Here is a 22,859-nt window from a genome sequence, read left to right on the forward strand (position 1 = left end):
TGTTTTTTACCCCTCTTCAAAATTATATCATTGTTTAAAATTATTGGATACAAATAATTATTTAGATAATTTATAAAATACTATAAAAACATTTAAAAACCTATATTTCTGCTTATAAATATACCTGAAATATTTTTCGACATTTAGAAAAATGGAGTTTAATAGGCATAAAATAGGCATGTCGAAAATATTCGACATGCCTATAAAACCCTTAATATTCCATGTAAATTATATAAGGATATTAATACAGAAAACTTACGATTATATTTCCCTCAAGTTTTTTTATTGCTCATTTCGCTTCTCTTCATTCAGCCTTTTAATATCCGTAATTAACTGCACCATCTCTTCTTTCGCATCGGGATACGTCTCATTCCAATGCTTCACTAAAGCTGGCATCGTCTTCGCTATGTAAGAATACAGTGCCCACTTCTGTACCTGTTCTTTTCTCTCTTCATTGCTCTCTCCAAGTAACAGTTCCGTGTATTTCTCTAACAACCCGTCAAATTGTTCGTTAAACTTTTCACTCATCTTATTTACCTCCTATATGAAAAAAGCAGCGAAAATCGCTGCTTTTCTTTATAATTTTGATCGAACAGAGTTTAATTTTTTCTCCATTGTGCTTACTTTATCACGACGATCATCAATACGAATTGTTGTTGCAACGCGCTGCGCACCTTTCGTATATGGAACTTCATGCATTTGTTGAATTACTTCTAGAATGACAGGAAGATCTCCTTCAATAATTGTATTCATCGGTGTTAATTGATACTTCACGCGATCCGCATTTTTCTCTAGCACCTTTTGTACTTCTGCTACATATTCACTAACACTTGGATTACCTGTTCCTACTGGAATAATCGATACATCAACAATTGCCATAGTAGTCTTCCTCCTATAATCGTTTCTTATATATCCATTGTCTATTTTACCGAAATCCTCATCATTTTACTAATATGTTACTCTTCCACTTTAAACTGCTCGACTAATCTTTCTAAATCTCTCATATGTTCTGTCAAACTTTCCATCGTGTGAGCTACCTTTTCTAAATGATTCACCTGTGATTCCGTTGCAGCATGTACCTCTTCAGAAACAGCTGCACTTTCTTGACTCGTACCAGCAATTGTATGCATTACCGCTGTAATTTCCCCTTGCTCGTAACCTATGTTATGTACCTCTTCTACAATTTTTTCAACTGAAGTACTAATCGTATTTACAACTGACATAATTGTGCGGAACTCCATTTCCGCCTCTGTCGTCACTTTATTTTGTACATCTGCAATGTCTTTCAATTTACTTACAACTTCTACAACCCTTTTTACTTCTAATTGTACATCACCAATCATCGTTGTGATTTCTCCGGTTGCCTCTTTTGATTGTTCCGCTAATTTCCGAACCTCTTCAGCAACAACCGCAAATCCCTTACCTTGCTCACCTGCACGGGCAGCTTCAATCGATGCATTTAAAGCAAGTAAATTTGTTTGGTCCGAAATGCCTTTTATAAGCTCAACAACATTTTGAATCGATCCAACTCTTTGTTCTAACTTATCCGATGCTTCTTCTGTATGAACAACAATCGAAGATGATTGTCCCCTCGTACGGATTAAATTCCTCATTGTATTTAATCCTTGCTTAGATGCCTCTTCCGCTTTGCCAGCCACTCCTTTTATTTCACCGACGGAGCTATTCATTTGTTCCACTGACTCCGCCATATTCTCGAGCTGAGCTGAAACTTCATCCACACTATTCGCAAGAGTAGAGGCTCCTCCACTCACATCATCCATTGCTCCTGAAACTTCTCTACTAGCCGCTACTGTTTCATTCGTTAAGTAATGTAAACTATTCGTTGATTGTTGCACCGTTGATACGCTGTTTTTAATTTTACTTACCATTTCATTCATTTGTTCAACCATATCATTAAAGTGCTTAGTCAACTCTCCAACTTCATCTTTACTTGTCACTTTCATTCGCAGCGTTAAATCGCCTTCTGCTACTTTTTGCACGTGATTCTTTAATAGTTGAAGTGGTCTTGCTAATCTTCTTGAGAACAAGTAGGAAGCTACGATTCCAACTAATAAACTAATACATGCCATTATAATAACTGTATTTCTCGTACTATTTAATAGCCCATCGATCGTTTCTTTCGGATAAAAGATTCCTATCGTCCATTTCATCGTATCAAATGATTGACTGTAAACAACTACATCTTCACCTTTTATTGTAGTGACCGCATATTTTGTTACCTCTTTATTTAAGCTCTTTATAAGTGGCTCTTTAGAAACATCTTTTCCTATCTTTTCTGGATAAACAAGAGCCATATTTTTATCATTTATAATAAACATTTCTCCGTCATTATTGTATTGAATATTGTGAAGCAACTTCTGAATCGTCCCAAGCGATACATCCATCGCAACAACGCCTAATATAGATCCATCTTGAGCTGTAATTGCTTTAGAAACACCTACACTTAACTTTCCTGTTGCAATTTCATAAGAAGGTTGTCCCCAATGGACCTTTTTTACATCAGCCTCTGAATCTTTATACCATGGTCTTGTCGTTGGATCGTATCCTTCTGGCACTTGCCCACCTTCAGCAAGATTGGCACTTAATGTTTTTTTATCTTTCGTACCAATATATAAATCTAAAATACCAGGATGATTCTTTTTATACTCCGCAAACTCTTTCGTTAAAAACGCTTCCTCTTCTGGAGTAACCCCACCTTGAAGTATATTACGAATCATCTCACTGTTCGCGTAATACCCCATATCTTCATCCGTTCTTTGAACAAATGTCGTAAGTTGCTCTGTTACAAGATCCATCGCATTTTGAGAATACTCGTCTAAGGAACGCACTTCCTTTTCTTTCTGTAATTGATACACAGCTGTACCCAATATTACGAACATCATAGAAATAAGAACTGAAAACACTACCGCAATTTTTAAACGTAAACTTCTTAACATCTTCCCCAAAGCATCCCCTTCGCATTAAATTAAAATCTTATTAATCATTATATTAAGTATAATAGATAAAATTAAAAAATTGAAATTAATTCTCACCTTAATACAATTAGAAAACGGACTACCACTTGTGCAAAAACAAATAGTTCATTATCCTTAAAATATAATCTCATTCGTTCGGAGGGAACTATGTTACAAAAATTCGGTTTCTCACAATATGAAAGCCAAGCTTATGAAGTTGTCGTATCAAGCAATGAACCATTAGATGCTACAACAATTGTGAAGCATTCAGGTGTTCCAAAAGCAAAAATATATGAAGTGCTAGCACGCCTAATCGATAAAGGAATGGTAATGGATTCTGTTTCAGAAAAGAAAAAATTGTATACAGCATTACCACTAAAGCTAGCAATTGAAAAATTAACGACAGAATTCCAATCAAATATTAAAGAACTGGAAACAAATATATCAAAAAAATCATTTACAGATGACCGTGTGTGGAGCTTAAAAATGCAATCTTCTATTCGAGTTCAAAGTAAAGAACTCATTGAAAGTGCAAAAGAATCAATCCGCATTTCAGCTTGGAATGATACTCTTTTAGAATATCTTCCTTTACTAGAACAAAAAGCAAAACAAGGTGTTCAAATTGAATCCCTTATTGTTGGAGAAGTAGAGACAGACTTAGAAAACATGCATTTTCTAATCCCAGCTGAAGAACCTAATGCATTAGAGCGCTACTTGCTACTCATCGTTGACGATCGTGAAATTTTATTTGCTGGCGTAGAACAAGAGTCATGGCAAGCGATGAAAACAATGTCACAACCTTTCGTGAAGTTCTTTACAGAATTTTTCTATCACGACGTTGCACTTGCAAAGATCACCCAGAAGCACCATGACCTCTTTATGGAAGATGAGGAAATTAAGAGTTTGTTGATGAAATTAAGATACTAATTAAATAATAAAAAGGAGTCTAGTTTTTCACTTAGACTCCTTTTCGTTTTGTTCCTTTATCTCCATCAACAGCTCAATGATTTTCTCATTTTGCTCTACCTGTTTCTCTGAATTTTTATAGATGAAACGAACCCATCTAAGTGCAAGAATAATAAGAAACAAAGGGAGCATTGAAATTAGAAGACCAATAATTGAAAAATTCGTATACATATACATCACCTCGCTACATACAAATTCTCCATCTTTCTACTAAAACCTGCAATTTTTTACAAATAAAAAAAGAACCTATCAAACGATAGATTCTTCTTTCACGAACTGAGTAGAGCGTCCTCTCGTAATCGAGAAAATCGCGCAAAGCAGTGCTAATATAATAAAGCCACCGCCTACCCAAGCATTATATATAACAGATGATTTTTCGATAACAACTCCGCCTACTGTTGAACCAAGTGCAATTCCTAAATGAAGGGCAGAGTTATTTAAACTTTGCTGAATACCAGCTGATTCTGGTGCAATTTCAATTAAATAGTTTTGTTGCGCTGGTGAAATCGCCCAGCTCAGCATACTCCAAAGTCCCATCATAATGATGAAGAGCGGGAATGAGAATGTCATTAATGGCAGTATGAAGATTGCACACGCAAATACGATAATGATGGAAATAATACTTTTCTTCGATCCCCATTTATCAGCAAGCCAGCCACCAAAGCCGCCACCAATTACTGCTGCGATTCCGAAAATAAAGTAAAACACACTAATCCAGTTTGCTTCAACATGCATGACATCTTTTAAAAACGGTGTTAAATATGCATACAATGTTAAATGCCCTGTTAAAAACAAAAATGATGTTAACTGTGCACTTACAATTTTTTTATCTTTTAAAGTAGCAAGTTGTTCTTTTATTGATAATACCGATGTCGGTGGTACTTTCGTTAAGAATAATGAAATACAAGCAATTGCCATAACTGTTAATACCGAAATTAATACAAATGGTGCACGCCATCCGTATGCATTTCCGAGTACAAGACCAAGCGGTACTCCAAGTACAAGTGATCCACTAATTCCCATAAAAATGATTCCAATTGCACGCGCACGAAAATGCGGTTCTACTACACTAGAAGCAAGTGTTACCGATAGTGCAATAATTAATGAACCACTCGCCGCACAAATAACCCTTGAGAACATCAGCATTCCGTAATTCACACTAAATGCCGAAATAATATTTCCGATTAAGAAAATTGATAATGCTCCAACATACAATGTTTTTCTTTCAAACTTCCCTGTCAAACCTAATAAAACTGGACCTGACAAAGCAAATACTACCGAAAATATTGTTATAAGCTGACCAGCTGCGCTAATAGATACTCCTAAATCATTGGCAACTAAATCGAGCGTTCCTCCTATAATTAGCTCAACCGTTCCGACTACAAAAGCCGCGATAGCTAAAATATAAACACGAAAATTCAAGTCTTTCCCCACGCTTTCTATTTTGGTTACTACGACTATAGTAACCAAAATAGAAAATGGACGCAAGTACAATTTTTTTACAGTAAAAAAGGTAGGCGTATAATACGCCTACCTTTTCATCATTCTGTTTCTTTCTTCTTATTTAAATACCAATACACCGGAAGTCCCGTAAATACAATTCCAATCGATAAGAAACAACTTACTGGATCGTTAATAATCGCACTACCGATTACAAAGAACGAACCTAAAATCGCTACGATTGGTACGATTGGAAATAACGGTACACTATATGCACGCTCTTTATTCTTATTACGTTTTCTTAAAATAAAGACACCAATAAACGTCATTACGTAGAAAATATAAATAATGAATACGGAAATCTCAGATAGCTTATTCGGATCACTAATAATCATTAAAATAATCCCTAAAATGATTTCAACAGTAATCGCATTTGCTGGTGTTTTAAATCTTGGACTTTCCTTTGCAATAAACTTAGAAAATGGAAGTTGTCCACGTTCCGCCATAGACATTGGAATACGTGGGAATGTTAAAATCTTTCCATTTAAACAGCCGAAAATAGAAACGATAATACCGATACTAATAATTTTTCCGCCATATTCTCCAAGTAACATGCCTGCAGCTGTCGCTGTTGCATTTTCTCCAAGGTCTACAATTTTCGCTGCTGGTAATACATTTAATAATGCCAAGTTAATTAATACGTAAGCAGCCGTTACGATTAAAATCCCTACTGTCATTGCTTTCGGTAATAACTTTGTTGGATTCTTCATTTCTCCACCAATCGAAGCAAGTAAAATCCAGCCGTCATAAGCAAATAACGTTGCTAAAATTGCCATACCGATACTTTGATTTTCCGATATCGGCACAACTACGTTAAAAATATCGCTATTCCCTTTCCAGAAACCTAGCACAACAATTAACACAATCGGAATCATCTTCCCAATTGTCGTGATTGTTTGAACGATACCTCCGTATTTTGTTCCCATGCTATTTACAACGCCAAGGAACACAACCGTTCCAATTGCGATTGGTAAATTCCACACTTTATCTAAATAGAAAAAATTAATCATTAAAGAACTAAAGTATAAACCTAATGTTCCGATAATAGCAGGTCCATAAACAATTGTTTGCATCCAACCTGATAAATATCCCCAAAAACTTCCGTAAATCTCCTCTAAATACGTATACAACCCACCATTTTTCGGGATTTGCGCTCCAATTTCAGCTACTGTTAAACCACTTGCTAGCGTCAACAGACCACCAATTACCCAAGCAAGAATGGCCATATTAGAACTCCCCGAGTAATCTAATACGCTCCCTGGTTTCATAAACACACCAGATCCAATAATCGTTCCTACTACGATAGAAAGTGCTACTGTTAAACCAATTTTGTTCTTCTCATCATGATGCATGCTGCGTATCCTCCTTCCAATCCTAGTGTGATGCAAAAATGAAATAAAAAAACACTCCTCCCTAAAAAAGGGACGAGTGTTGTATTCGTGGTTCCACCCTTGTTTCAATTCGTAAAGTAATACACTTCACCAATTTCTCAAGTCTAAATAACGGTTTTTGCCGGCAAGCAATTACTAGATGCTCGTTCACTGCTGCAGTTCAGAGGTGGTAATCTATTTTTCCGTATTAGGAAGCTCACAGCCAAAGGCTTCCCTCTCTGGAAATCGTAAAAAATTGATCGTGTCCTCATCATCACTTCTTGATGTCGAATTTTGTAGTTATTGTTCATTATATTGAATTGTTAGAAAAAATCAATATATTTTTTATATAACATAGGAAATATTTATCTTCTTATATTATAACAGAAGCTGTAATATTTCTCTAATTCCCTAAAAATGGTATAATTTATATAGGAGGTGCACCAATAATGATTGCTGTTTTTTGTATCATTGCTACGTTTCTCTCTGTTCTATTCGCTATCATGCATCGGCACAAGTATCCTGGTTATAGCATTTTAGCGGTAGCTATTATACCAGCTGTTTCCTTCTACGTATTGGGTAAATATCAATATACGGAAGTGTTTATCGGTTTTGCAATCTTCTACTGCGTCTTCGGATACATACTAACTATGAAAAGAATTTTATTGAATCATTAAAAGAGACCGATTTCTATAAGTAGAAATCGGTCCTCGCACGTGCCTTCCGGTTGCCCCACGAAAGATACATAAATCAATTATTTATCTTCTTTTTTCATAAAAAACTTGTGATGCGGAAGATCCACATTTAATTCCTCTAATTGTTTCTTTTCATTGTCTAAAATCGCTTTTGCTTTTGTTTTTGTTGCTTCATCTAATCCTGCAAAGATGTCTTCATGCTTCTCTTTCTCTGGAAGTTTCACACCTAATTTTGTTAATTCTTCTTTTGCTTGCTCATGCGTTAATTTTCCAGATTTCTTTTGCTCTAAAATTGACTTTGCTTTTTCTTTTGCCTGTTCATCTAAGTTAGCAAACATGTCTCCATGTTTACCTTTCTCCGGCATTTTCACGCCTAGCTTTGTTAATTCCTCTTTTGCTTGCTCATGCGTTAATTTTCCAGATTTCTTTTGCTCTAAAATCGACTTCGCTTTCTCTTTCGCCGGTTCATCTAAGTTAGCAAACATGTCTCCACGCTTACCTTTCTCCGGCATTTTTACGCCTAACTTTGTTAATTCCTCTTTTGCTTGTTCTCGTGTTAATTTTCCAGACTTTTCTTGCTCTAAAATGGATTTCGCTTTTTCTTTTGTTTGTTCATCTAATCCCGCAAACATTTCTTTACGTTTTTCTTTTTCTGGAAGCTTTACACCTAGCTCCTGTAACTGTTTCTTTGTATCGTCCATAATCGTTTTTACTTTTTGTTTTGTAGCGGCATCTAAATCTTTTTTCACTGTTTTTGTCGCTTGCTCAGCTGTTGGAGTATTTGTTGCCGCGAATGCCGGAACACCGACTCCTCCAATGATTCCGAATGATAAAGCACCTGCAATCGCTAAATAACCAACTGTTTTCTTCTTCATAGGAAATTTCCTCCTTCATATTTCTAAAGCATGTACACTTTCGTATACAACGCCAATAGTAATATTGGTTTCTTAAAATTTCCTTAACGATTCAAATAAAAAACACCGCTCGTAATGAGCGGTGTTTCTCTATGCTTTTTGTAATTGTAACTCTTCACGTTCCATTATTTTTCTTAATACAATTGTTTGTGTCATTGTAAATAAGTTACCTGTTATCCAGTACAACACAAGTCCTGATGGCGCCGCAAACCCCATAAATAGAATCATTGCTGGCATCATAATTTGCTGCATCTTTAGCATCTGTACTTGTTCTCCAGGTGTAATATTCGATTGGAAAACTTTCATCTGAATAAATGTCGTTAACGCTGCAATAATCGGTAATATATGATATGGATCTGCATGTCCTAGGTTCACCCATAAAAACGAAGATGTGCGAATCTCTTCCGTTCTGCTAATCGCATAATACAAAGCAGAGAAAATCGGCATTTGTATAAAAATTGGCCAGCAACCAGCAAGTGGATTCCAACCGCCTGATTTCATTAGTTCTGACATTTCTTTTTGATACTGCTTTTGTTTTTCAAGGTCTTTGCTTACATCACCGTATTTTTTCTTTAGCTTCTGCAATTCAGGTTGCATTTTCTTCATTTTCGCTTGGCTGCGATATTGCGAAACAGCTAATGGAATCATGGCTGAACGAATAACGAGCGTCATAATAATGATAGCAACCCCGAAGCTAGCTCCCGGTATATGATGAGCAACAAATTGAATCATATACGAGATTGGATATACGAAATAATGGTTCCATATTCCCGTACTATGTGAATCAATTGTGCCTGCATTACTGCAGCCGGATAAAACAAAAACAAGTACTACTGATAAACTAATGAGCGCAGCTCGGTATGATTTTAACATGTTCATTCCTCCAATGTTTCGTAATTATTTAGCGAAACATTGGTGTATACGGACCAACCTCATCATTCTCTTCACTTGATTCTTGTCTGCGTACGGAACGAATCATTCCATATTTATAAAAAATTGAAAATAGCGGTACATTTCCCGCACTATCTTCACATGTATCAACTAACGCAAAAGCTCTTTGTCTACCGCTTGATGCTTGTTGACGCACAAAGCGAGAAACATTAGCAAGGAAGAAAACTTCTAATAAACAAAGTGCTGTCGTTACAAACGATATATATAGAATTGCATCCTGCAATAAAAATTCCATCGCTTCACATCCTTAATAAGGTCATTTTAGCACATCGGGCAAATATTCTCTATTTCCTTTTATTTTCAAAAAAAGTATTTTGCATATTTTCTCAAGAAAACAATAATTAAGAAACGTTGTATTCGCTTTCTTTAGCATATTCACACACATCAATGAATAGGCTTGATTTATTAGAAATTTATAAAATTTTTGCATTATAATAAAACTATTGCCAGTTTTTGAAAAAACCTTTATTCTCTTCTTGTAATCAAAAATGAATATGGAGATGAAACATACTATGGGTCAACTAGGAGACGCCGATTACGTTCCCGACACCGCCTTTTTATCCTTCCCAGCAGCTAAAACATTTCACTTAGAATTTATGATACAGTTGGTTGTTATTTTTATAGCTTCTATTTTGTATGCAATTTCTATGAATATGTTTTTTATCCCGCATAATATGATTAGCGGTGGATTCGCTGGTGTAGGGATGATTATCGGTTATTTAATGCACTACAATATCGGTGCACTTATCTTTTTACTAAACATTCCTCTTCTTATTTTAAGTCACTTTTACTTAGGAAAGAAGACAACCTTTTTAACAGCGTACTTTGTAGCTGTATCATCGTTAGCGATGAACATTATCCCGGTACACCAAGTTTCAGACGATATTTTACTTTCTTCTGTATTCGGTGGTGTTATCTGCGGAGCAGCTTCAGGAATTATATTCCGATTTGCTTCTTCAACAGGTGGTTTTGATGTTGTCGGATTGATTGTAGCGAAATATCGAGATGTTTCAATTGGAGCAATCATATTTGTATTCAACTTAATCTTACTTGTAGCAGCAGGTTTTATTTTCGGATGGGATATTACACTTTATACGTTAATTAGTCGATTTGTAGTCAGCAAAGTTATCGACGCTGTGCATACGAAACATATTAAATTAACGATAATGACTATTACAGAAAAAGGCGAGGAAATAAAAAGCGCACTACTACATCACGGCATACGCGGGGTGACAATGGTAGACGCTGTCGGCGGCTATACAAACCATAAGAAAAAAATGATTTACACTGTCGTGACTCGCTATGAGTTAGGCGAAATGAAACGTATTATCCGTCAAGTGGATAACAAAGCATTTATGAACATTACTGAAACAGTTGAAATTGTCGGCCGTTTCAAACGCATATAAAACAGGTTAATAAATTAAAGGGCATAACATATTAGTCATATATAATATGTTATGCCCTTTGTTATTCAACTAACGTACCTTTTAGCATAATAAAATCACTAAGTTTATTACTACAAATCGGAGGATAGCATTCCATATACAATACTATCTGTCCATTCCTCTTTATTCCAAAAATCTTGTATGAAATGGGCTTCCTTTCTCATGCCTATTCGTTCACACAATTTTTGTGAAGCTGTATTACGTGCATCAAGATTAGCCTGTATACGATGTACATTACATTCATTAAATAATTTCAATACCAAACTACTTACTGCTTCTGTTGCCAAACCTCTCCCAGCTACTTCCTTTGCAAAACTATAACCAATCTCAACAGTGTCTTTCATATTTGTGTACCATACGGATAAATCACCAACTACTTTAGTTTTGTATATAACTGCCAAACTTAATATTGTTTCTTTAGTAAGTACATTATTTGCTAGCTTCTTATTAAATCTTTTCTGCATGTCTTCATGAGCCCACTTATTATGTAATAGGAACTTACATGTATCATCACTATTATAAATAGCAAATACATCCTGTAAATCAGTACTCTTAAAAGGTCTAATTATTAATCTTTCTGTTGTGAACTCCAAGTTAGCTCTCCTCCCTTACATTCATGCTATAAAACATTTTTTATAGTATTTAGGCCTCATTCTTAGATTTCACCTTGATTACATATTTCATCATAATAAATTAAAATCCTTCTTCCACTAAACTGCACCGTTAATGGTATTTCCTTACGCTTTTTATTTTTTACACTTATTACAAAATCAGATAATTCTATTATTATGTCCCTAAATGTGTTATAATGAAAGCAGACTCACAAAAAAAAGAGTATATAGACTTGGAAGTTTCTCTTATTTTACAAGCAAAAAGAAACGAGCAGTCGGGTATATTTCAGACACCATACACGTAACGGTTTAAACAACCGATCATCTTAGTTACTCTTCAATGATCTTTTTATAAAAAGATACGTACAATTAAAACTCACTTCAATATACTATACCTACCTTTTTGACTTCCAAATCATCTTATTACATAGGGAGATGAACATATGAATCAATATATACGATATACAATAGCTGTCCTGTTTGCTATTATCGGCGGAACAATCTGCTTCTGGACAAACACTCAGCTTGGAGAGAATATCATCTTTAATGGAATCGAAACGCTTGTAAGCGCTTCAATTTTAGGCGGATACATTTACTTCCTCTTAAATCCAGAAGAAAATGCTCAAAAAACAATGTTATTAACAATGATCGGAATCGTTGGTGGATGTATTTCCTACTCAATGACAAACTATACATTACCACTTCAATTAAGCTCAGCTTTCTTCCACGGTCTATGGACTTGGTTCATTGCATTCTGCCTAGCAGACGTATTCAACCTATTACAAGACACTGAAGAAGATAGCGGTCGTCAAATTGAAAGTAACTCTTAAGCTGGAAGATACTCTTCCAGCTTTTTTATGTTGGTTTGCATACCCCGCATCACGATAAAAAGAAGTTGCCCTCACGGCAACTTCTTTCTCACATACCCCATCCAGTACCAACCGGATTATATCAGCGATTCTCCATATATATCGGCGATTTCTCCACTTATATCAGCGATTTTTTCATTATATCGACCGTTCGACACAGGATATCGACTTACCGGCAATTTTCGGCAACCTATTTATGCTCTATACCCTGCCACTACAATAAAAAGAAGCTACCCAACGGCAACTTCTTTTCCACATACCCCACTTCGTATTCACTAAAATATATCAACGATTTTTCAAATATATCGATCATTTCTCCACTTATATCAACGATTTTTTCATTATATCAACGGTTCAACACAAGATATCGATTTAACGACAACCTTCGACACTCGAAACGCACAATATACCCTATCCCCCAAGCAACTTACTGCCGAACTCTACGATTAAAAAGATAATTAATAGGATCGCGAGTATCTTTAATGCTACATATGCCACTTTAAAAACAACATAAATGAGCAAGACTATCAAAATAATTGATAAAATTTCCATATTTACTTCCTCCAAGCTTTGCTCTTCTTATCTCATTTTACTCGCCCCGGGCTATTTATGGAACGGCATAAGATGACATAGAAAAAAGAGGATACCTCACCCATCGTAAGATACCCTCACCTTCAACTGCTCAAACCATTCTCTTTCTAATTGTAAATATCCCATCTCACTCTTCTCGGCGCTCTTTAATTCTTTATCAGCTTTCTTCATATAAGTATGGGAAGCTTCTAGATCATTCTCTAGATATTTGATAATTCCTTGTGTACGATAATATCCGTTTAAGTCCATTTTTGTAATAGCCTTTGCATGTTCCTTTGCTTCTTGCAAAGAAAGACTATCCATCTGATAAAGGGCTTTATATAAAAGATACCAACTATGAAAACTACTAACGAAAAACTTATTTTCTTTCGTTACAGGTAGTTGAACAATTCTTTCTATATACGGTATCGCTCTTTCCATTCCCTCTTGATCTGCACGAGCAAAAAAGACAAGCATAAGTCTACTCATTATCTCTCTTATCCCTTTATTCTCTTTTATTTTCTCCTCACTCAATTCTACTAATCTTTCATCCCAATCTTTCGGTCTTTTATAACTAAATAACTCACTCGATATTTGAATCTCATATAAATGATTTCTAGCTCTTTCATCATCTTTAATTAAAATAAGAAATTGCATCCCATCACTCATAAGCGTTCCTTTTATCGGCACAATTGTAACCGCAAAGATTGCAAAATGGAAAAAGGAAAAATATAAAAGATATTGATAATAACTCACCATGTATATGTAACCGGAAGTAATACCAAACAGTAAACTCGTAATTGGTCCACCTAAAGTGAGCCACGCCCATTTTTTCGAAAGATTCGGTGTCTCTATAGAAGGTGGTACTAGTGTTGCAACGCCTCCAAAGTAAGCCCATAATTTATTTGCTCGAATGCGTAATTTTCCCTTTTCTTTTTGAATAGTAATGGGTCCTACTGTCATAAATTTAAATGTTAAACCACCTATTACACCAAATACTACATGTCCTAGCTCATGAATGGCTAACACTAATAATGAAATTCCAACTATTGCCCATAGGTTCAAAATTACTTCTAATTTCCCAGTTCGGATTACTCCGTATAAAATGGACAGAATTAACGCCACTGTCATTGAGCCAGCTGGCCTTCTTAAAATATCCACCTTTTTCTCCCCTTAATAAATCATTTTCCTTTGCATTTCGTACATGAACTTCCCAAGATGCAATATCCAAATAAATGAGATTAAGCCAATTAATACAAAATCGATATTACTAGCAGCTGTATATATAACGGCAGCCCACCATACATATGCCAATATTGTATTCGTAAATTCATATGCTTTATATCCAGCCTCATGCACAATGTGCTTTAATCCTTCATCTGCGTTTTTCGTCCACATTTTCATAGATTCCATATACGTTACACCTTGTTCAGGATATAGCTTATTATAACGATTTTTTGTTATAAGTCCGATAATTACTACTGTAGTTAAACAAGCAATAGAAGCTACTAAATTCCACACCGCAAATGAAACATTTGTATCCTGCAACAGTGCACGTCTACATGTAATAACTGCATATACAAACCATGCCTGCGTAACTATATCACCTACACGTAAATATATACTTATAATGCCTAATTTTCTGCCTTGTACGCTCTCTTCTTCATCGCGTGCCTCTGCTAACATACGTGTATTCTTCCAAGTATAGTACATCATTAAAATTCCAAAAATAGTACATATACCTATAAATGTATTGGATGATAATTTTCTCGGTTCATCCGAGAGTAAATTTAAAGCTATATAAGACGTTAAAAATCCTCCTATCATACTTAATGCTATTTTCCCCACAGAATCAAATTGTTTTTTTCGCTTACTCTTCATCGTCCTCTTCCCCCTCTACTAACGTAAATATTTCCTCCACCGGTACATTGAAAATTTGTGCGATTTTTAACGACAATACGATAGATGGTGCATAATCCCCACGCTCAATTAAACTAATCGTTTGCCGTGATGATCCAATCGCTTTCCCTAAATCCCCTTGTGATAAACGATGCTTTGCTCGCAATTCCCTCACTCGATTTTGAAGCTTCATGTCTTCCCTCTTTTTCATTTATTTAATTAAAATTGTAAATAATATCCTTATATTTGTCAATTATAATTGTCATTACGACTATAATAATTGACAAAATACTTATTTCTTATCCTGTATCAAATTCCTATAAAGAATGTAAAATGTGCATTAAACATAGTCTTAAAAATAAAATAAAAAAGGCAGTGCTTTTGCACTGCCTTCCTAAATTCTGACATAGAATGGATTTCATATTAACTTGCGTTTTGTAGTAATACTCGTTTTAACTGCTTACGGAAACGAATACCTAACGTAACCGCTACAATCACAATAACTCCAAAAATAATTTTACCGATATGACCTTCTAGCACTCCAAAGATATCATGTAAGTTTCCACCTAACCAGTAACCACCGATTAAGAAGAATGATACCCAAAATAGAGCGCCTGAATAAATTGTAATGGCAAAACGACGGAATGGTAAATTAATAATTCCTGCAAAGTATCCTGTGAAATGACGTACACCAGGAATAAAGAAACCAATAAAAATTAGGAAGTACCCATACTTATCAAACCACATTCTCGTTAAGTCAATTTTTCTTTGTGTTAAAAATACGTATTTCCCATACTTTTGAATGAAAGGCATACCTAATTTATTTCCTAAAAAGTATTGAATCGTCATTCCTACACTTGTCCCAATAAAGGATAGAATAATTAAAATCGGTAAACTTAAATCACCCTTATGTGCTAAAAATCCCGCATATGCTAATGTTGGCTCTCCCGGAAACGGAAGTGCAATATATTCTAACAGCAAGCCGACAAGTACAACATAATACCCGTATTGCTGAAATAATTCATGAATCCATTCCATGTCATCTCTCCTTTCAATCACGTACAACTTCTTACTATTATTGTATAAAAAAATTGTCGAAATAACTATCACAATAGCTTACATTTTTATTACATTTTTGTAAGGGTCACACTAATGATTTTCGTTCTTTATTAAATAGTAAAAATTATTTTCCAAGTCGAAATAGCGAAAAGACGCATTAATAACATGCAGATTTTATCCATTTTTTAGCACTAAAAAAGCTCTCTTATTTTGTTCTCAATAAAAAACCATCACAAACTCATGCTAACTTCATATTAGCTTCATATACGTATTGTAAGATTATATCGGAATTTGTTGAAAAATTTAACCAATATATGACTAAGCATTAATTTGAATAAATATAAGTCGTTTTTCGAAATTGAAAAAAGGGTGAATACGAAATGGAAGCATATAAAATGCACGATTTTATTAATACAAATGTTGAATCTCATCAAAATGAAACCGTTTTTAATTTACAAATATGTGAAACAAGTGAATTTGACGTAAGTTTAACAAAATCTACAACACTATCTTTTATCGTTTCAAAAAAGAATATTAAAATTGTCACGAAAAAATGGATTAATTCAAATCAAGAAAGCATGATTGGCAAAAGCTACATCATTCCAACAAAAGCTTTTCACTATTTCTTACCAATCATTTCTGAAAATGAAGATGAGCTAAATATTCAAGTTCAAAGTTTTGGACTACGTGGTGAGCTTTTATTAAATGAAAGATTACTTATTGATAACAACAAACACAACAGCAAAATCACTACATTCTTTGAAACATTAGATGAAAATGTAAATAAAGCATTACGAGGATTACAACTTCATTGTATGTAAGACTATTACGATAGTAAAAGGAGAATAACAATGAAAAAATTATTATTAAGCGCACTATTATCATTAGGATTTTTAACTCTTCCATTCGCTAGTGCAGAGGCAGCTACAACGAAAGATCAATTAATCGTAGACACTCAGTTAAATAAAATGGATTATTATCAGGATGGAAAATTTATAAAAAGTTTTACTGTCGCTACTGGAAAAGCTGCAACACCTACACCTAAAGGCACTTTTCAAATCGTAAATAAAATTAAAAACCGCCCTTATTATACAGGAAAAATTAAAGGCGGCGATCCACGTAATCCACTTGGTGACCGTTGGCTCGGATTAAATATGGCAGGAACTTACGGAACAACTTATGCGATTCACGGAACTAACAATAATCAAGCAATCGGCAAATGGACCACACTTGGTTGTATTCGTATGTATAACAATGATATACACTGGTTATTTGAGCGCGTTCAGCAGCAAGCTACTGTCACTGTAAAATAGCCTAAAAACAAGATTTATGTGTAGCCAAGAATTTTATGTCTTGGCTTATTTTATTTATTCATTTACAGTAGCAAAACAACTGTATTTACATATATAATAGGAATAGATTTGATTAGCTAATATCTAAACATTGATAAACGTAGATATTAAAATTATACAGTTATAATATTTTATAAATTTTATAATACATACTATAATAGAACTACTGTAATTCTGAATTATTCAGTAACACTAAACTATTCCCCTTGCTACCTTCATGATTATTTTATAGCGGGGGCTTATTATATGTATAAACAATCTGAGTCACTCGAAAAATGATGAATTCGAATATTGCAGTAAAAAGCGTTATTTAGGAGGTGTTACTATGACGCATATACTGGTGATTGAAGACAACCCAGATATACAAGAACTGATTCGTGAATTTCTAATGGCACAAAACTTTACCGTTGATGTAGTTGGTGCCGGAACAGAAGGTATTCTTCTTTTCCAAAAAAATTCATACGATCTTGTCCTCCTCGATGTAATGTTACCAGATATAGATGGCTATAGTATTTGTAAAATTATGCGAGGACAATCTGATGTACCAATCATTATGTTAACAGGCTTACATAATGAAGAAAGTGAAATTAAAGGATTTGAGTTAGGTATTGATGACTATATTACGAAACCGTTCCATTACACTGTATTTATTAAGCGTGTAGAGGCTGTATTAAGAAGGGCAGCAACGAAGGAAGCAGAAGCTGCAACTATACTACAATTCCATGAATTGATGTTAAACTCTACAGCATATGCAGCTTATGTTCATGGTAATCAAATTGAATTGACAACAAAAGAATTTGAAATTATTTATACTTTACTGCAAAATCGAGGAAAAGTATTATCAAGAAGTGATTTGTTGAATAAGGTATGGGGCTATGAACATTATGGTGATGTAAGAGTTATAGATACACATATTAAAAACTTAAGAAAAAAATTAGGAATTCCTTATATTAAAACGGTGAAAGGCATTGGCTACAAAATCGAATCGTAGCAAAGACAACATCACCAAAAATATTTTCATCAAAACCTTATTATTTTGTATTCTTTTATCACTTTGTCTTTATCAAATTATTTACTTTCTAGCTTCAAACTACGATAAAGAACGTTTTGCGAAAGAAAATGGAACGCCGACTACAGAACAGGCCGATTCAGATAAGCAAAACGACGGAAGTAAAACGAAGCAAAATAAAGCTGTGTCAAAGGGGAGTATTTCTAATTTCCAATCTTCTATTATAGATTATAAATCTCTTTCTACAGCTATCAATCACCTTTTGCAGCCTAGCCAAACTGCAAAGGCAAAAGAACATACACAAAATCTTTCGGGGAAAAATAGCACTTCTAATCCGCCTACAGAAGCAGAAAAGAAAGCCGCTAATAATGATGCCTTACATACACAAAATGCAGCAAGTAAAACAAATGATACAAATGATAATCCAAAGTTAGCAGATGCGTTGCAGCAATTAGCTCCACATATTGGCGCGACAATGCTTGCATTATCACTACTCGGATCATTAATTTATACAAAACTAATTGCCAAACCTTTTCAATATATGAGTGATGCTTTAAAAGATATTATGAATCTTGATTTCTCCGATAAAAAGCTACTTAACAAAAATGCAGATCAAACAGATTTTAATTTGCAAGTAGCTGCTTCACAAGTACCAAATATTGTGAAGAATTTACATGCAAGCAATCAAGATTTAAGAAACGAGCTCAAGAAGGAACAACAATTAGAACAATCTCGTAAAGAATTTATGTCTATGGTGTCCCATGAATTAAAAACACCAATCGCAGCCGTCATGGGACAACTAGATGGCATGATTCACGGAATTGGAGCTTATAAAGATAGAGATAAGTATTTGAAACGTTCCTACGAGATGATGCAAGACATTAACATATTAACGGAAAAAATGTCGGAATTATCCAAAATACAAAACCCTCAATTTAAACCGAATTTAGAAGTCATTTCTTTATCTAATATTATTGAGGATGTTATGAAGAAAGTAGATTACTTTGTATCTGTAAAACAATTAAATGTACAATCTAATATTAAACACGACGTACAAATTTTAGCTGATCCTAAATTTATTCAAACTGCTATTTTTAACATTATTTCAAATGCAATTCATTATACAATTGACCATCAGCACGTATATATAAAGCTTTATGAAAAACCAAATGGTTACGCATTAGAAGTATTAAATACAGGTTCACAAATTGATGAAGATAAACTTGCTCATTTATTTGAGCCTTTCTATCGCGCAAATCCTGATAAACACGGGTTAGTACAAGGTAGTGGTCTTGGATTATATATCGTGAAACAAATATTAGATAAACATCAGTTTCCTTACGGGATACAAAACACAGCTCAAGGTGTAAAATGCTCCATTGTATTCCCAAAAGCAATGTAACATTCACTATAATTACATACCCCAAACTCATACTTCATGTGTGAGTGGCGGAATTTTGTAGAGTGTCTTACTCTGTTTCGTTCGCCCGTTATCCTTATTTGGATAGCGGGCGTTTTTTATTACTTAAAAGGAGGATTTTTTATGGAAAAGTTTAAATATTCATTGCTCGTTTTATTCGGTGCTTGCAGCTACGGCATACTTTCAACTATTTTCAAACTCGGATTCATAAATGGATTTTCAGCACATCAACTCCTAGGGGGACAATATGTCTTCGGATGGATTGGACTATTTCTACTCGTTCTTTTCTTTTCACATCATAAAGTAACAAAAAAACAATTTTTTTCATTACTAACCGTCGGAACAACAATGAGTATGACTGGGATTTTTTATGCTATTTCTGTAGAAGAACTACCCGCATCTATCGCTGTCGTCCTACTCTTTCAGTTCACTTGGATTGGTGTCATTATCGAAGCCATTGCAAATCGAACATTTCCAAGCCGCGATAAGATCATATCTATCCTTATTTTATTTGCTGGTACATTGTTTGCAGGTGGTGTATTTGAAGGCCTCGGACAAAGTTTTTCTACGAAAGGGATTATCTTTGGGCTATTAGCTGCGGTCTCTTTTTCATTCTATGTTTTTGCAAGCGGGCGCGTCGCTACGGATGTTCCGCCTTATACGAAAAGCTTTCTTATGACAACAAGTGCTACTCTTATCGTATGCCTATTCTTTCCGCCAACCTTTTTAACAGACGGTGCTTTGCAAGCTGGCCTATGGAAATATGCTTTCTTCCTCGGCTTGTTCGGTGTTGTCGTACCTGTCATTTGTTTTTCAATCGGTGTACCAAAGGTTGGAACAGGGCTTAGTACGATATTAGGTGCAGCTGAATTACCAACTGCTATTATTGCTTCTATTACACTTGTACATGAAGTCGTAACGTTCATGCAGTGGATTGGAATTATTTTTATATTGGTTGGGATCTTCACTCCTCAGCTGCTTACGGCTAGGAAAGAAAGGAAACACAATCGCGTGCACAGCGCTTGAAAAAATACAGAATTTATATAAAAGATATAACTGCAATTAAAATAAGTAAATTTATCTGGAGGTATAAATGACTATTTTAAGCATCGTATTTTTTGCTATTATGTGTATCTTCTTCCTAATAAGATATATGAAAGAAAAGAAATTTTACGATTTACTTCTCGTTCCCGTTTGTATATATGCAGGAGCAGTGAAAACTCCTTTCGTAGAGTACTTAAACTTTAATACTACATTTAAAATAACGTATGATATTGCAGCTATTATTCTTGTAATCCTTGCTGTACTTTTCTTTTTGAAAGATAAGAAAGAGAATCATACTGCATAACAAAAGACCTTTCATTTACTTGAAAGGTCTTTTTCTCTATCTCATTTTACCGCTCCATACAGCTTCTCTATCTCATGCTCAATTTGTTTTACATCGATTCGCTCAAATAATGGCTGCACGCTATCAATTCTACTTGGCAACGTATTTTGCGGTTCCCAATTTCGGTTCACAATCGACAATGTGTTTCGAACTCTTTCACTTGAAAATGGTAAAAATGGTTCAAGGAGATGGGCAAAATTAGCGATAAGATACACACAGTTATAAATCGTTTCTTCACATGAAACTGGATCATCTTCTCTTTGTTTCCAAGGCTGCTTTTCATCAAAATATTTATTTGCAAAACGTACTGTATCAAATATTGTTTCTAGCGCCACCTTAAATTTAGTTTGCTCAATCGCCTCTCCTACACGCTTATATAATCCTTCTACTTTATCTTTGAGCTCTACCTCAATACTTCCCTTCGGCACGATACCACCATAATATTTTTCGATAAACTTTAATGTCCGGTTCACAAAGTTCCCGTATGCACCTAATAATTCACTATTATGACTGTAAATAAATTCCCGCCATGAAAAATCAGTATCGCGATTTTCTGGTGCGTTGACGGTTAAAAAGTAACGAATAGAATCTGGATCATAGCGTTCTAATATGTCAGGCACCCATACTGCCCAGTTTTTACTTGTAGATAATTTTCTTTTTTCAACTGTTAAATATTCATTCGAAACGATATGACGCGGGATTGCTTCCTCCCCTATTCCAAGTAATACCGCTGGCCAAATGACGGAATGAAACGGAATATTATCCTTTCCGTGCACATAATATGTTTTCGCTTCGCTATCCCAAAACTCTTGATCATCTTTCCCTGTTTCTTCAGCCCAATGTTTACTCGCTGAATAATAGCCTGTCACTGCTTCAATCCATACGTAAATTTTCTTATCTTCATACCCTTCTACTGGAATTGGTACCCCAATTGGTAAATCACGTGATACGGCCCTATCTAGTAATCCTTCCTTTACATATCTCTCTGTTAGTTGAATCGCATTGTCGCGCCATGTCCCTGTTTGTTTGGCAATTTCTACAGCTCTTTTAATTTGCTGCTGAAATGTATGCAATGCAAAATAGAAATGCTCTGTTTCCTCTACAGATGGCGTACTACCACATAACTTACATTTCTTTTCTAACAAATCGAGAGGATCTAAAATAGCAGAACAAGCATCGCATTGATCTCCTCTTGCTGCTTCATGGCAATGTGGACATATTCCTTCTACATAACGATCCGGTAAAAACTGTGTACACGTTTCACAATACGCTTGTTCCACTGTTTTTTTATAAATATGTCCTTCTTCTAATAAACGTAAAAAAACATTTTGAACCGTTTCATGATGGTGCTCACTATCTGTACGTGTATAACAATCATAAGTAAAACCAAGGCTACGAAAACATCGCTGGAACTCTTCATGATACTTATCAGCAATTTCTTTCGCTGTCACACCTTCTTGTTTTGCTCTAATTGCAATCGGTGTTCCATTACAATCACTCCCTGAAACATACAGCACATTCTCACCTTTTGCCCTGTAATAACGCGCTAAAATATCTCCAGGTAACAAACTCGCAATATGGCCAAGGTGTAACGAACCATTTGCATACGGCCAAGCGCCTCCAATAAAAATACTCATCTTACATTCCTCCTTTTAAATATAAAAAGCCCCGCCCTTATCTTAAAAAAGATAAGGGCAGGGCTGTATAAACAGTCGCGGTACCACCTTATTTCGCTAATTACTCACATAATTAGCCTTAACAAGTACGGAGCAATATGCTCTTATACTGTGGTTTTGATAACGAGTACCAACTCTCGTCGCCGCCTACTATTATCATTTGATAAGTTCAGGACGAAGCTCAAAGGCCA

At 34.9% G+C, this 22,859-nt stretch carries 26 protein-coding genes and 2 other annotated features (1 of these 28 cut by a window edge); of the genes, 10 read left to right on the forward strand and 16 right to left on the reverse strand.

The features are described 5' to 3' along the window. Positions 1 to 282 precede the first annotated feature (282 nt). The 3 genes from ES895_RS12185 to ES895_RS12195 all read right to left on the reverse strand — a co-directional run bounded on the left by ES895_RS12185 (position 283) and on the right by ES895_RS12195 (position 2,957). Positions 283 to 528, reverse strand: coding sequence for a YusU family protein (locus ES895_RS12185; RefSeq protein ID WP_001290594.1), 246 nt, complete (start codon positions 526 to 528; stop codon positions 283 to 285). A 48-nt stretch (positions 529 to 576) separates the two neighbouring features. Further along, complete coding sequence (locus ES895_RS12190) at positions 577 to 879, reverse strand: MTH1187 family thiamine-binding protein (RefSeq protein WP_001018860.1); 303 nt, start codon at positions 877 to 879, stop codon at positions 577 to 579. 77 nt (positions 880 to 956) lie between these two features. Beyond that, positions 957 to 2,957, reverse strand: coding sequence for a methyl-accepting chemotaxis protein (locus tag ES895_RS12195; RefSeq protein WP_000946351.1), 2,001 nt, complete (start codon positions 2,955 to 2,957; stop codon positions 957 to 959). 186 nt (positions 2,958 to 3,143) lie between these two features. On the opposite strand from ES895_RS12195, the gene ES895_RS12200 reads away from it, so the two are divergent. Beyond that, positions 3,144 to 3,902: a TrmB family transcriptional regulator gene (locus ES895_RS12200; protein WP_000939479.1), complete on the forward strand. Its 759-nt coding sequence runs from the start codon at positions 3,144 to 3,146 to the stop codon at positions 3,900 to 3,902. Positions 3,903 to 3,929: 27 nt separating this feature from the next. On the opposite strand, the gene ES895_RS12205 is transcribed toward ES895_RS12200, so the two are convergent. The 3 genes from ES895_RS12205 to ES895_RS12215 form a co-directional block, all read right to left on the reverse strand. Then, complete coding sequence (locus ES895_RS12205) at positions 3,930 to 4,112, reverse strand: hypothetical protein (protein ID WP_000288473.1); 183 nt, start codon at positions 4,110 to 4,112, stop codon at positions 3,930 to 3,932. A 78-nt stretch (positions 4,113 to 4,190) separates the two neighbouring features. Further along, on the reverse strand, positions 4,191 to 5,375 hold the full coding sequence (locus ES895_RS12210; RefSeq protein WP_135238371.1) for an MFS transporter: 1,185 nt from the start codon (positions 5,373 to 5,375) through the stop codon (positions 4,191 to 4,193). Between the two features lie 107 nt (positions 5,376 to 5,482). Then, positions 5,483 to 6,793, reverse strand: coding sequence for an APC family permease (locus ES895_RS12215; protein WP_000546311.1), 1,311 nt, complete (start codon positions 6,791 to 6,793; stop codon positions 5,483 to 5,485). A 65-nt stretch (positions 6,794 to 6,858) separates the two neighbouring features. Further along, positions 6,859 to 7,095, reverse strand: a binding site (T-box leader). 165 nt (positions 7,096 to 7,260) lie between these two features. On the opposite strand from ES895_RS12215, the gene ES895_RS12220 reads away from it, so the two are divergent. After that, complete coding sequence (locus tag ES895_RS12220) at positions 7,261 to 7,488, forward strand: hypothetical protein (protein ID WP_000562239.1); 228 nt, start codon at positions 7,261 to 7,263, stop codon at positions 7,486 to 7,488. A gap of 77 nt (positions 7,489 to 7,565) precedes the next feature. Here ES895_RS12220 and ES895_RS12225 read toward each other — a convergent pair whose 3' ends face one another. The 3 genes from ES895_RS12225 to ES895_RS12235 form a co-directional block, all read right to left on the reverse strand. After that, positions 7,566 to 8,381, reverse strand: coding sequence for a hypothetical protein (locus ES895_RS12225; protein ID WP_135238372.1), 816 nt, complete (start codon positions 8,379 to 8,381; stop codon positions 7,566 to 7,568). A gap of 129 nt (positions 8,382 to 8,510) precedes the next feature. Continuing rightward, positions 8,511 to 9,293, reverse strand: coding sequence for a membrane protein insertase YidC (locus ES895_RS12230; RefSeq protein ID WP_000920519.1), 783 nt, complete (start codon positions 9,291 to 9,293; stop codon positions 8,511 to 8,513). Positions 9,294 to 9,321: 28 nt separating this feature from the next. Further along, the gene (locus tag ES895_RS12235) at positions 9,322 to 9,606 is read right to left on the reverse strand and encodes a hypothetical protein (RefSeq protein WP_000394930.1); all 285 of its coding nucleotides are present in this window, start codon (positions 9,604 to 9,606) and stop codon (positions 9,322 to 9,324) included. A 277-nt stretch (positions 9,607 to 9,883) separates the two neighbouring features. On the opposite strand from ES895_RS12235, the gene ES895_RS12240 reads away from it, so the two are divergent. Further along, the gene (locus ES895_RS12240) at positions 9,884 to 10,777 is read left to right on the forward strand and encodes a YitT family protein (RefSeq protein WP_000530044.1); all 894 of its coding nucleotides are present in this window, start codon (positions 9,884 to 9,886) and stop codon (positions 10,775 to 10,777) included. A 110-nt stretch (positions 10,778 to 10,887) separates the two neighbouring features. Here the strand turns inward: ES895_RS12240 and ES895_RS12245 are convergent, their stop codons facing one another. Next, a complete protein-coding gene (locus ES895_RS12245; protein WP_135238373.1) occupies positions 10,888 to 11,409 on the reverse strand; it encodes a GNAT family N-acetyltransferase in 522 nt (173 codons plus the stop codon). A gap of 461 nt (positions 11,410 to 11,870) precedes the next feature. Here ES895_RS12245 and ES895_RS12250 point away from each other — a divergent pair, with 461 nt between their 5' ends. Beyond that, a complete protein-coding gene (locus ES895_RS12250) occupies positions 11,871 to 12,257 on the forward strand; it encodes a DUF3938 domain-containing protein (protein ID WP_097842294.1) in 387 nt (128 codons plus the stop codon). Positions 12,258 to 12,707: 450 nt separating this feature from the next. Here ES895_RS12250 and ES895_RS12260 read toward each other — a convergent pair whose 3' ends face one another. The 5 genes from ES895_RS12260 to ES895_RS12280 form a co-directional block, all read right to left on the reverse strand. Further along, positions 12,708 to 12,848, reverse strand: coding sequence for a DUF3985 family protein (locus ES895_RS12260; protein WP_000404758.1), 141 nt, complete (start codon positions 12,846 to 12,848; stop codon positions 12,708 to 12,710). Positions 12,849 to 12,944: 96 nt separating this feature from the next. Beyond that, entirely contained in the window at positions 12,945 to 13,997 is a 1,053-nt protein-coding gene (locus ES895_RS12265; RefSeq protein ID WP_114159723.1) for a site-2 protease family protein, read from the reverse strand. 42 nt (positions 13,998 to 14,039) lie between these two features. Next, positions 14,040 to 14,747, reverse strand: coding sequence for a DUF3169 family protein (locus tag ES895_RS12270; RefSeq protein ID WP_000837712.1), 708 nt, complete (start codon positions 14,745 to 14,747; stop codon positions 14,040 to 14,042). Further along, positions 14,737 to 14,958: a helix-turn-helix transcriptional regulator gene (locus tag ES895_RS12275; RefSeq protein WP_000776168.1), complete on the reverse strand. Its 222-nt coding sequence runs from the start codon at positions 14,956 to 14,958 to the stop codon at positions 14,737 to 14,739. The genes ES895_RS12270 and ES895_RS12275 overlap by 11 nt, the downstream gene beginning before the upstream one ends. 230 nt (positions 14,959 to 15,188) lie before the next feature. Then, positions 15,189 to 15,803 (reverse strand): DedA family protein, encoded by a 615-nt coding sequence (locus ES895_RS12280; protein WP_000454754.1) that lies wholly within the window; start codon positions 15,801 to 15,803, stop codon positions 15,189 to 15,191. Between the two features lie 401 nt (positions 15,804 to 16,204). Between ES895_RS12280 and ES895_RS12285 the strand changes: the two genes are divergently transcribed. The 6 genes from ES895_RS12285 (at position 16,205) to ES895_RS12310 (ending at position 20,953) form a co-directional block, all read left to right on the forward strand. After that, the gene (locus tag ES895_RS12285; RefSeq protein WP_000388768.1) at positions 16,205 to 16,645 is read left to right on the forward strand and encodes a DUF3978 family protein; all 441 of its coding nucleotides are present in this window, start codon (positions 16,205 to 16,207) and stop codon (positions 16,643 to 16,645) included. Positions 16,646 to 16,675: 30 nt separating this feature from the next. After that, positions 16,676 to 17,137 carry a L,D-transpeptidase gene (locus ES895_RS12290; RefSeq protein ID WP_000735058.1) on the forward strand — a complete coding sequence of 154 codons (462 nt, stop codon included), beginning with the start codon at positions 16,676 to 16,678 and terminating at the stop codon, positions 17,135 to 17,137. Positions 17,138 to 17,501: 364 nt separating this feature from the next. Further along, on the forward strand, positions 17,502 to 18,167 hold the full coding sequence (locus ES895_RS12295) for a response regulator transcription factor (protein ID WP_000148833.1): 666 nt from the start codon (positions 17,502 to 17,504) through the stop codon (positions 18,165 to 18,167). Next, positions 18,145 to 19,587, forward strand: coding sequence for a sensor histidine kinase (locus tag ES895_RS12300; protein ID WP_000201959.1), 1,443 nt, complete (start codon positions 18,145 to 18,147; stop codon positions 19,585 to 19,587). Before ES895_RS12295 ends, ES895_RS12300 begins: the two co-directional genes overlap by 23 nt. A 141-nt stretch (positions 19,588 to 19,728) precedes the next feature. Further along, positions 19,729 to 20,631: an EamA family transporter gene (locus tag ES895_RS12305; protein WP_048568696.1), complete on the forward strand. Its 903-nt coding sequence runs from the start codon at positions 19,729 to 19,731 to the stop codon at positions 20,629 to 20,631. 67 nt (positions 20,632 to 20,698) lie between these two features. Then, the gene (locus ES895_RS12310) at positions 20,699 to 20,953 is read left to right on the forward strand and encodes a hypothetical protein (RefSeq protein WP_000154132.1); all 255 of its coding nucleotides are present in this window, start codon (positions 20,699 to 20,701) and stop codon (positions 20,951 to 20,953) included. A gap of 41 nt (positions 20,954 to 20,994) precedes the next feature. On the opposite strand, the gene metG is transcribed toward ES895_RS12310, so the two are convergent. Continuing rightward, on the reverse strand, positions 20,995 to 22,629 hold the full coding sequence (metG, locus tag ES895_RS12315) for a methionine--tRNA ligase (RefSeq protein ID WP_000021560.1): 1,635 nt from the start codon (positions 22,627 to 22,629) through the stop codon (positions 20,995 to 20,997). Between the two features lie 50 nt (positions 22,630 to 22,679). Beyond that, positions 22,680 to 22,859, reverse strand: a binding site (T-box leader); it runs 91 nt beyond the window's last position.

The organism is Bacillus sp. 007/AIA-02/001, from assembly GCF_004634455.1.
Taxonomy (GTDB): Bacteria; Bacillota; Bacilli; order Bacillales; family Bacillaceae_G; genus Bacillus_A; species Bacillus_A cereus.

What these genes read in the sequence shown, in the direction of transcription:
- ES895_RS12220 (WP_000562239.1), top strand. Translation starts at nt 7,261, where the DNA reads ATGATTGCTGTTTTTTGTATCATTGCTACGTTTCTCTCTGTTCTATTC.
- ES895_RS12275 (WP_000776168.1), bottom strand. Translation starts at nt 14,958, where the DNA reads ATGAAGCTTCAAAATCGAGTGAGGGAATTGCGAGCAAAGCATCGTTTA.
- ES895_RS12260 (WP_000404758.1), bottom strand. Translation starts at nt 12,848, where the DNA reads ATGGAAATTTTATCAATTATTTTGATAGTCTTGCTCATTTATGTTGTT.
- ES895_RS12270 (WP_000837712.1), bottom strand. Translation starts at nt 14,747, where the DNA reads ATGAAGAGTAAGCGAAAAAAACAATTTGATTCTGTGGGGAAAATAGCA.
- ES895_RS12250 (WP_097842294.1), top strand. Translation starts at nt 11,871, where the DNA reads ATGAATCAATATATACGATATACAATAGCTGTCCTGTTTGCTATTATC.
- ES895_RS12185 (WP_001290594.1), bottom strand. Translation starts at nt 528, where the DNA reads ATGAGTGAAAAGTTTAACGAACAATTTGACGGGTTGTTAGAGAAATAC.
- ES895_RS12240 (WP_000530044.1), top strand. Translation starts at nt 9,884, where the DNA reads ATGGGTCAACTAGGAGACGCCGATTACGTTCCCGACACCGCCTTTTTA.
- ES895_RS12195 (WP_000946351.1), bottom strand. Translation starts at nt 2,957, where the DNA reads ATGTTAAGAAGTTTACGTTTAAAAATTGCGGTAGTGTTTTCAGTTCTT.
- ES895_RS12230 (WP_000920519.1), bottom strand. Translation starts at nt 9,293, where the DNA reads ATGTTAAAATCATACCGAGCTGCGCTCATTAGTTTATCAGTAGTACTT.
- ES895_RS12200 (WP_000939479.1), top strand. Translation starts at nt 3,144, where the DNA reads ATGTTACAAAAATTCGGTTTCTCACAATATGAAAGCCAAGCTTATGAA.
- ES895_RS12295 (WP_000148833.1), top strand. Translation starts at nt 17,502, where the DNA reads ATGACGCATATACTGGTGATTGAAGACAACCCAGATATACAAGAACTG.
- ES895_RS12285 (WP_000388768.1), top strand. Translation starts at nt 16,205, where the DNA reads ATGGAAGCATATAAAATGCACGATTTTATTAATACAAATGTTGAATCT.
- ES895_RS12215 (WP_000546311.1), bottom strand. Translation starts at nt 6,793, where the DNA reads ATGCATCATGATGAGAAGAACAAAATTGGTTTAACAGTAGCACTTTCT.
- ES895_RS12310 (WP_000154132.1), top strand. Translation starts at nt 20,699, where the DNA reads ATGACTATTTTAAGCATCGTATTTTTTGCTATTATGTGTATCTTCTTC.
- ES895_RS12280 (WP_000454754.1), bottom strand. Translation starts at nt 15,803, where the DNA reads ATGGAATGGATTCATGAATTATTTCAGCAATACGGGTATTATGTTGTA.
- ES895_RS12225 (WP_135238372.1), bottom strand. Translation starts at nt 8,381, where the DNA reads ATGAAGAAGAAAACAGTTGGTTATTTAGCGATTGCAGGTGCTTTATCA.
- ES895_RS12305 (WP_048568696.1), top strand. Translation starts at nt 19,729, where the DNA reads ATGGAAAAGTTTAAATATTCATTGCTCGTTTTATTCGGTGCTTGCAGC.
- ES895_RS12235 (WP_000394930.1), bottom strand. Translation starts at nt 9,606, where the DNA reads ATGGAATTTTTATTGCAGGATGCAATTCTATATATATCGTTTGTAACG.
- ES895_RS12290 (WP_000735058.1), top strand. Translation starts at nt 16,676, where the DNA reads ATGAAAAAATTATTATTAAGCGCACTATTATCATTAGGATTTTTAACT.
- metG (WP_000021560.1), bottom strand. Translation starts at nt 22,629, where the DNA reads ATGAGTATTTTTATTGGAGGCGCTTGGCCGTATGCAAATGGTTCGTTA.
- ES895_RS12205 (WP_000288473.1), bottom strand. Translation starts at nt 4,112, where the DNA reads ATGTATACGAATTTTTCAATTATTGGTCTTCTAATTTCAATGCTCCCT.
- ES895_RS12190 (WP_001018860.1), bottom strand. Translation starts at nt 879, where the DNA reads ATGGCAATTGTTGATGTATCGATTATTCCAGTAGGAACAGGTAATCCA.
- ES895_RS12265 (WP_114159723.1), bottom strand. Translation starts at nt 13,997, where the DNA reads ATGACAGTGGCGTTAATTCTGTCCATTTTATACGGAGTAATCCGAACT.